The 853-nt window shown below is 27.8% G+C and carries 2 pseudogenes; one reads left to right on the top strand and one right to left on the bottom strand.

Annotated features, from left to right (window positions below):
* Nucleotides 1-339 (bottom strand): annotated as a pseudogene (locus AC1DJR_RS31840) (DUF1093 domain-containing protein); the annotation flags it as partial.
* Between the two features lie 271 nt (nucleotides 340-610).
* On the opposite strand from AC1DJR_RS31840, the pseudogene AC1DJR_RS31835 reads away from it, so the two are divergent.
* Nucleotides 611-853, top strand: a pseudogene (locus tag AC1DJR_RS31835) (aminoacyl-histidine dipeptidase); the annotation flags it as partial.

Below are 853 nucleotides of genomic sequence, written 5' to 3'. Positions count from 1 at the left end.
ACTTTTAAAGGTAAATCCGCTTTTTGAATTTCTTCATAGGATTTTACTTCAATCGATGATATTTCATTTTTATCTTTATTTTCTTGGTCTACATAAATGCACAAAAATGCCTTTTCATTTAATTTTTGATCGTTTGATTGTTTTTTACTTCTAAATGTAATTTGTTTTCTTACTCCATCTTCATCATATGCCGGCAATGTGTAGTTCCGTTAGTTTCTACCTTCTATCTTTTCAATAAACCCTTCACCTTTTATCTGTATGTAATATACATCCTTACCGATTCTATTTAGAGAAGCTCTTTCGGATAGTTAAGTTGCAAAATAATAAACTTAGTGTAATAACAGATAAAAATTTTTCATTTTCATTATCTCCTTTAAATTATGTATTTAAAGTATACGGTTATTTTTTAAATAGAAAAATCGATTTTGATTACAGCACTCTTACAATCTTGTAAGAGTATAGCTTATTTACACTAAATTAAAAAATATGAGGATGGAATGAATAGGTTATAATGAATTTTTGAAATCTTAAAATAAAAGTAAAATAATGAATCATGGTATAATAATAAAGGACGTACATATTATTTTGTCAATTGGAGAGGAGCTTAAAAATGTATACTACTTTAGAACAATTAACAAAGCACCCTGTATTTTATCATTTTGCAGAAATTTCAAAGATTCCTAGAGGATCCGGTAATGAAAAAGAAATTAGTGATTACTTAGTGAGTTTCGCAAAGGAACGTAATTTAGAAGTTATTCAAGACGAAGCGTTAAATGTCATTATAAAAAAAGAAGCTACTTCTGGTTATGAGAATGTTCCAGCTATTATCATTCAGGGGCACTCTGATATGGTG

This window comes from Bacillus sp. 05T31 (genome assembly GCF_056396725.1).
This window is presented reverse-complemented; position numbering and strand designations above follow the sequence as displayed.